Annotated in this window: 6 protein-coding genes and 1 pseudogene; 1 reads left to right on the plus strand and 6 read right to left on the minus strand. The window is 63.5% G+C overall.

Features of this window, described 5'->3' with window-relative positions:
• Positions 1–21: 21 nt before the first annotated feature.
• Entirely contained in the window at positions 22–621 is a 600-nt protein-coding gene (locus tag H1S04_RS10430; protein WP_230383201.1) for a DsbA family protein, read from the minus strand.
• A 28-nt stretch (positions 622–649) separates the two neighbouring features.
• Entirely contained in the window at positions 650–2,146 is a 1,497-nt protein-coding gene (locus H1S04_RS10435) for a multicopper oxidase family protein (RefSeq protein WP_181745528.1), read from the minus strand.
• Between the two features lie 656 nt (positions 2,147–2,802).
• Between H1S04_RS10435 and H1S04_RS10440 the strand changes: the two are divergent.
• Positions 2,803–3,099 (plus strand): annotated as a pseudogene (locus H1S04_RS10440) (Arm DNA-binding domain-containing protein); the annotation flags it as partial.
• A gap of 37 nt (positions 3,100–3,136) precedes the next feature.
• Here the strand turns inward: H1S04_RS10440 and H1S04_RS10445 are convergent.
• The 4 genes from H1S04_RS10445 to H1S04_RS10460 are packed head-to-tail and all read right to left on the minus strand — an operon-like array spanning position 3,137 to position 6,204.
• On the minus strand, positions 3,137–3,739 hold the full coding sequence (locus H1S04_RS10445) for a plasmid pRiA4b ORF-3 family protein (RefSeq protein WP_181745529.1): 603 nt from the start codon (positions 3,737–3,739) through the stop codon (positions 3,137–3,139).
• Positions 3,736–5,388, minus strand: coding sequence for an IS66 family transposase (locus H1S04_RS10450; RefSeq protein WP_181745530.1), 1,653 nt, complete (start codon positions 5,386–5,388; stop codon positions 3,736–3,738). Before H1S04_RS10450 ends, H1S04_RS10445 begins: the two co-directional genes overlap by 4 nt.
• 58 nt (positions 5,389–5,446) lie before the next feature.
• Complete coding sequence (tnpB, locus tag H1S04_RS10455; RefSeq protein ID WP_112312267.1) at positions 5,447–5,797, minus strand: IS66 family insertion sequence element accessory protein TnpB; 351 nt, start codon at positions 5,795–5,797, stop codon at positions 5,447–5,449.
• Positions 5,794–6,204, minus strand: coding sequence for a transposase (locus H1S04_RS10460; RefSeq protein WP_181745531.1), 411 nt, complete (start codon positions 6,202–6,204; stop codon positions 5,794–5,796). The genes tnpB and H1S04_RS10460 overlap by 4 nt, the downstream gene beginning before the upstream one ends.
• Positions 6,205–6,265 lie beyond the last annotated feature (61 nt).

Below are 6,265 nucleotides of genomic sequence, written 5' to 3' on the forward strand. Positions count from 1 at the left end.
GTTGTCCTTTCGTGAAATGCTTCAATTGCCACGCGAGGCCGCAACCAGTTCGGCCAGTTCCGTTGATGAAATGGCGCCAAAGCGCGAATCCGATCCGGCGATGAAGGTGGGTGTGCCGACAAGCCCCATCGCCTCGGCCAGCGCATTGGACTGCTGGATATGTTGGGCAATCTCCGGGCCGCCCATATCGCGCTGCAACTGCTGAGTGTCTAAACCCATGGATCGCGCAACACGCAGGACGCTGGCCCTTTCGGCCCGGGGTTTCTGACTCATCAAGGCGCGATGAAAGTCGGCGTAGCGGCCCTGCTTGCGCGACGCCAGCGCCGCGCGGGCCGCGAAAACCGAACCCTCGCCAAAGACCGGCCATTCCCGCATCACCATCCGCAAGCCGGGATCGGCTCCTAACACGGCATCCACCACTGGCATCATCGCACGGCAGAACTGGCAGTTATAGTCGAAGAACTCGATCAGAGTCGCATCGCCGTCAGGATTGCCGAAGATCGGCGCATTCGCGTCATGTTCAAGCTGCCTGCGGAATTCGGGTGGAAGCGAATGACCAGCCCAAGATAGGCGCGGTGCGATGGCCATCGCCGGGGCGGTAAGGGCCAGGGTCAGGATCATGCGTCGCTGAAACATCATGTCACTCCCGTCACGCCGAGACCGCGAACGTCGTCATCATGCCGCTGGCAAGATGCGGCATGTGGTGACAATGCAGCATCCATTCCGCCGCCTCGCCCGCATCCAGCGCCACCGTGACCATCGACATGGGCGGCACATAGACCGTGTCGCGCAATGCACCGGAAAACCGTCTGCCATTGATCGCGACAACTTGGAAATGATGGCCATGCAGATGCATGGGATGGCCCATCATCGACATGTTGTGGAACATGATCTCGACCCGCTGGCCTGTTTTGGCCGTAACCGGAATCCGATCCTCGAACACGCGGTCGTTGATGGTCCAGCGATAGGGCTGCATCTGCCCGCCCAGCATCACCATGGGTGATGCATCGGCAACTCGTTCCGTCAGCGGAGCAACGGCCCGCAAGGCGGCTTCCTGTGCAAGGTCGATATCGAATGCAGGTGCGGCCCCGTCTGCCATTCCAAGCATGACCGGCACCTTGGCGCCAGCGGTCGCAAGGATAAGGCCGGTGCGCTCCTGCGCGCCTTCGCGCAGAGCAAGGATCGGCCATGCGCCGCCTCCGGTGGGCAGGTCAAGCTCGATATCCAGGCGCTGCCCCATGGCCAGACCAAAGCGCGTTCCTGGCAAGGGCTGCACCGGCTGGCCATCCACCGCAACAAGCCGACCCGGAACCTCGCCGCTGTCGAGCCAGAATACCGTGGCCGCAGCCCCGTTGATGACCCGCAGCAGGACCCGGCCACCCTTTTCTACCCGCACAACTTCCGGGTCGCTCAAGGTGCGGTCATTCACCAGATAGGCATCGAAATCGAAGTCGTTCAGATCCATCTGCATCCCGGTCATGCCGGGCATGGACATGCCGCTCATTTCCGACATCACATTCATGGCCATGCCGCCCCCCATGTCATGACCGGCATGGGGATCGGCTGGTTGCGACATTTCGGCTTCGGCGGCCTCGTCATGCCCCTTTCCCGAGCGGATTTCGTCCTGCACCTCTTCCGGCGGGCGGAAGGAAAAGTCATGCAGGAACATGGTGACCTCTTGCCGATCAGCTCGCAGATCCTCGGGGCGGCGGACGATCAGGGGTGCGGCCAGCAACTGCATCTCCTGAATGGGCACATGGCTGTGCATCCAGTGCGTGCCTGCTGCGGCCTCAAAATCATAGGCACGCGTCTCTCTTGGCTGCAGCAGCGGCATCGGCATATCGGGAACGCCGTCCTGTGCGTTCGGCGGGATCTGTCCATGCCAATGAATGATCGTCGGCTCGGCCAGATCATTGGTCAGATCCAGCAAGAAACGCTGGCCGGGGTCCAGTGTCAGCCCGGGCGTTCCGTTGCCGTTGATCAGCCCGAAAACCGTGGCGGCGCGGCCATCGATGTCAAGCGTGCGCGTCGTTGCCTGCAATGCCAGCGCGGCTGGCTGCGCAAAGCCCGTGCGCGGGACGGCAAAAGCTGCGGCCATGGCAGCGGTTGCGGTCAGAAAGCCGCGGCGATTCAGCGTGCATGTCATATGAGTAATCCATCAAACCCCGTGGGGCGAACAATGTTCGGCACCTTGAACAGGTGCGGCAAATCAGGTGTTCAGATGGATTTCGGAGGGCGGTATCCGGGGCCGACCAGACGGCCCTCACGTGTCACCGCTATAGAGTGCCATTTCAGCGAATGCTCGGTCTCAACAGGCGCAAGTTGCGCGGCAGCAAGCCAGGGCGTAGGTGTGCCGACACATACAATCGCACAGGCATCGGTCATATCGTGCCGAGAAGGCTCTCCCGAATAACCGTGCTCATGCCCGGCTGTGTCGCCGGGATGGCTGATCGAAGCGACAACTTGATCGGTCGGCAGTCCGGCTGGGCCAGCACTTTGCCCATGCTGCGTCGCGCCCGCCAACACGAGCAGGACAACAAGCAGAGAACATATCGCGCGGCACATCATGTGGTTGAGTTGGAACCTATGAAACTAGCTTGACAATAAGCAGGACAGGCTCTCGTTGCAATTCACGGAGTAATCAACAGAGGGTGTAGGTTTTTCCCTTCTGAGCCATTGACCGGCAGCCCTCCCCCTAGGTTCTGCCACCTTCCGCCTCCCCGCCGGTCTGACCGGCGATGCATGACTCGCGATGAGCGCGAGGCTGAGCCTTGTGTGGGATGCAAGAAGGAGGCGCTGGGCGTGGTCAAAAAACTGAGATTGAACGAGAAATCGGTGCGGGAGGCGGTGCCGGAACCGGGCCGGGACTATCAGATTTTCGACAGCGAGGTGCGGGGATTTGCCATCTGCATCTACCGCTCGGGCAACCGGGCCTTCACGCTGGATTACCGCCATGCCGGACGGCAGCGGCGGATGACGCTGGGGCGCTGGCCGGAATGGTCGACGGCAGCGGCGCGGGAACGGGCAAAGGAGCTGCGCCGCAACATCGATGCCGGTGGCGACCCGCTGGGCGTGAACGAAGACGGGAGGGACGCGCCGTAACCATCCGGCGTAGGCCGCGGACGGGTGTCCGTGCTCAGGGAGTGGGCTTGGGTGCTTTGGGCTTGCCGGGCCGCGGGGACCATTTCTTCGCGAGTTGGTCAAAGCGTTCGACGATCCTGTCGATCCTGGCATCTTCGGGATCGAAGGTTGCACCTGACCAGCCGACCATGTCGTCGTGCTGCTCGTGGTCCGGATCTGCGAGGGCTTCGAGGAATTCCTCGTAGCCCGGAGCACCGCCGACATCCTCGGGCGGGCAGGCCCCGCTGGCCTTCAGAAGCCTTGGATAGGTCACGCCCGGGGTGGCCTCGGTGACCCGCTCGATCCGGATGCTGTGGTCCCAGTCATCGCCGAAGTCGTAGACATACTGGATCGTCCTGACGCCGGTATCCTCGAGCACCTTCTGCAGCGTCGCCTTCTTCGCGGGCATCGGGCCGTCGTAGAATCCGTCCGGACCGGGCACGCCCCAGCCCGCCCCCCCGGCCCTGAATTCGTAGAGATGGGTGTCCGTCCAGCCCATCGCCGCCTGGACCACCTCATGCAGCCGGTCGAGCCTGATCTTCAGCGGCACCTCGATATGGCGCATCGGCTGAGGATCGACGTCGTTCAGAAGGATCCGGAGGCGGGCGATCAGGGTCATGCGGCCCTCCTTTGCGGTATTTGCGACCAGTTCCAGGGAAGAAGTTCCGGCAGGCGCGACAGGGGTATGTCCGGCAGCCGGGCAAGGACATCGGCCAGCCAAGCCTGCGGGTCGACGTCATTCATCTTGGCCGTGACGATCAGGGAATACATGAAGGCGGCGCGGTCGCCACCGCGCGGAGATCCGGCGAAGAGCCAGGCTTTCCGCCCGAGGGCGACGCCCCGCAGCGCGCGTTCTGCTGCGTTGTTCGTCAGGCAGATGCGGCCATCATCGAGGAAGCAGGTGAAGGCGTCCCAGCGGCCGTCCTCCTCGAACATGTAGTTGATCGCCTTGGCGACGGGGTTGTGCTTCGACATTCGGGCGCGTTCGGTCCGCAACCAGTTGTGCAGATCCTGGACCATCGGGCGCACCAGCCGCTGACGGGCGTCATGGCGGGCCTCGGCGGTCAGGCCGGTGATCTCGCGCTCGGCATCGAAGATGGCGTCGAAGCGTTTGACCGATTCCAGCGCGATGGGCGAGATCTCCTCGGCCACCGATCTGCCCTTGCGGGCCGTGGCTTTGATATCCGCCAGTTCGAAGAACTTGCGCCGGGCATGCGACCAGCACAGCGCGCTCAGCACCGGCGCGGGCCTGTGGCTGGCATGATAGAGATCGTTGTAACCGCCATAGGCGTCAGCTTGCAGGATGCCGGTCCAGCCCGTCAAATGCCGGGTCGGGTGTTCTTTCCTGCGGTCGGTTGAGAAGTAATAGAGCGCTGCCGGCGGCGCCCCACCGGCAAAGGGCCGGTCATCCCGCAGATAGGTCCAGAGCCGGGCGGTTTGCGTGCCACCTTTGGCCAGCAGCGGCACGGTCGTGTCGTCAGCATGCAATCGCTCGGCGCCGAGGACATGGGCGCGGATCAGATCGTGGATCGGCTGCAGCGCCACGGCACAGGCCCCGACCTGATCGGCCAGGGTCGAGAGGCTGATCTCGACGCCCTCCTTCGCATAGCGCTCGGCCTGCCTGTTCAGGGGCTGATGCTGGCCAAACTTCTCGAACAGCACCATGGCCAGCAGGTTCGGGCCGGCCCAGCCCCGGGGTGTCGGGTGGAACGGCGCTGGCGGCTGGCTGATCTTCTCGCAGTCGCGGCAGGTGAACTTCTCGCGGACGGTTTGCACGACCTTCCACTGCCGCGGGATCACCTCCAGCGTCTCGGTGATGTCCTCGCCCATCTTCACGATGCGCGCCGAACCACAGCAAGTGCAGGAAGTCGGCGCCTTAACCACGACGCGCTCGCGGGGCAAATGCTCGGGGAACGGCTTGCGGGCTGGGCGGCGGCGTTCGAAGGCCGCGACCATCGCCCTCGGGCCCGTCGCCTCGGCTTTGGCCCGGTCATCGGCAATGTCGGTCTCGATGTCTTCGAGCTGCATCTCCAGTTGCTCGATCAGCCGGGCATGGCGTTCGGCACCATGGCCATATTGCTCGCGGCGGAGTTTGGCGATCTGCAGTCGGAGGTGCCGGATCATGTCTTCAGAGGCCGAGACGATCGCCTGAACCTGGGTCAACTCCCCCTTGGCGGCGACCAAGGCGTCCTCTGCGGCAGATGCGCGAGTCTCTGCCGCGGCGAGTGCGGCGCGCAGAACAGCGATCTCCGAGGTGGTCTCCGACATGCCGAAGACCTATCACGAAACCCCGGAATAGTCCAATAAAACAAGGGTATTTTGACTATCAACCCGCCGAGGCAGGCCGCTGCGTCCAGCGCGGATTGCGCCAGTCGATTCCTTCCAGAAGATAGCCGAGCTGCGCCGCCGAAACCGGAACGGCTGAGCCATTCTGGCTCACCGGCCAGATGAACTTCCCCGCCTCCAGCCGCTTCAGATACAGCGACATGCCGACCCCGTCGTGCCACAACACCTTGATCAGGTCACCCTTGCGCCCCCGGAAGCAGAAGATCTCGCCACCGTGCGGATCGCGACCCAGGCCCTGCTGGACCTTCAGCGCCAGGCTGTTCATCCCGCACCGCATGTCCGTCACCCCGCCTGCAATCCACACGCGCGCCCCCGCCGGAAAGGCGATCATGCGCTGTCCAGCACCGGAAGCAGCCGCGCCAGAATGACCGGGTCAATTCCCGCAGGAACCACGAGGTGCCGGCCATTCACCAGTGTGATCGCGACTGTGACGGCATCGGAGATCTCCAGCTCTGCCGCAGGTGATACCGATACAGGCACAGGTTCGGCAGCAATCATCACCGGCGCAAAGGTCAGGGCAGGCTCATTTCCGAGAAGGCCCTCGCGATAGTCCTTCCGCCAGCGCGTCAGCAACGCGCGAGAGATATCGTGACGCCGCGCCGTCAGCGCCACGCTGCGCGGGCGCGACAGGCTTTCCTCGACGATACGGATCTTCTCGGCAGCCGACCAGCGACGCTGCCGACCACTATCGGTCACCGAGAGAACCTCGACTTGGGAACTGAAGCTATGGGTGTCCATAGCTTCAGCCTCCTACATCCATCCCGCCTTCAGCGTCAGACGGTCCTCACCGGGAGCTTAC

The sequence above is a fragment of the Paracoccus sp. S1E-3 genome (genome assembly GCF_013868135.1).
Lineage (GTDB): Bacteria > Pseudomonadota > Alphaproteobacteria > Rhodobacterales > Rhodobacteraceae > Paracoccus.

What these genes read in the sequence shown, in the direction of transcription:
- H1S04_RS10430 (WP_230383201.1), bottom strand. Translation starts at nt 621, where the DNA reads ATGATCCTGACCCTGGCCCTTACCGCCCCGGCGATGGCCATCGCACCG.
- H1S04_RS10435 (WP_181745528.1), bottom strand. Translation starts at nt 2,146, where the DNA reads ATGACATGCACGCTGAATCGCCGCGGCTTTCTGACCGCAACCGCTGCC.
- H1S04_RS10445 (WP_181745529.1), bottom strand. Translation starts at nt 3,739, where the DNA reads ATGACCCTGATCGCCCGCCTCCGGATCCTTCTGAACGACGTCGATCCT.
- H1S04_RS10450 (WP_181745530.1), bottom strand. Translation starts at nt 5,388, where the DNA reads ATGTCGGAGACCACCTCGGAGATCGCTGTTCTGCGCGCCGCACTCGCC.
- tnpB (WP_112312267.1), bottom strand. Translation starts at nt 5,797, where the DNA reads ATGATCGCCTTTCCGGCGGGGGCGCGCGTGTGGATTGCAGGCGGGGTG.
- H1S04_RS10460 (WP_181745531.1), bottom strand. Translation starts at nt 6,204, where the DNA reads ATGGACACCCATAGCTTCAGTTCCCAAGTCGAGGTTCTCTCGGTGACC.